Source organism: Vibrio sp. S234-5, from assembly GCF_000960595.1.
GTDB lineage: Bacteria > Pseudomonadota > Gammaproteobacteria > Enterobacterales > Vibrionaceae > Vibrio.
In genome coordinates this window covers 1-314 of the sequence record NZ_JZAM01000157.1, presented here as the reverse complement: position 1 = coordinate 314, position 314 = coordinate 1, and the positions used below count along the sequence as shown (strand labels likewise).

Here is a 314-nt window from a genome sequence, read left to right as displayed (position 1 = left end):
CATAACGCCGCGTTAAGGGGTGAGTGCCGCCTAAACCAACTTTCCGCATACCACTTTCACCACCAAAATCACCGCATACCAAAAATGCCACGCGGCACGAATCCCTCTTTAACGCTTTGTTATGTTTAAGCTTCAAGGGCTTACGTTTTACCAAAACCAAGATTAACTCAGCGTTGACTCACAAACAAAAGCCAAAACCTAAAAAACTGAAATGACTCATTGAATTTGCATAACAAACTTCGAATTTTGGCAATTCAACCCCAAAAACTTGTGGTCGAAATACTGATTGAGCCAGCCGCACCAACCTCGCGCTT

The 314-nt window shown here is 43.6% G+C and carries 1 protein-coding gene; it reads right to left on the bottom strand.

Annotated elements, in window-relative coordinates; genetic code table 11:
- Nucleotides 1–160, bottom strand: a 160-nt coding sequence (locus UF06_RS28305) for a DUF3265 domain-containing protein (protein WP_197541310.1), incomplete at its 3' end; no start/stop codon positions are given.
- Nucleotides 161–314 lie beyond the last annotated feature (154 nt).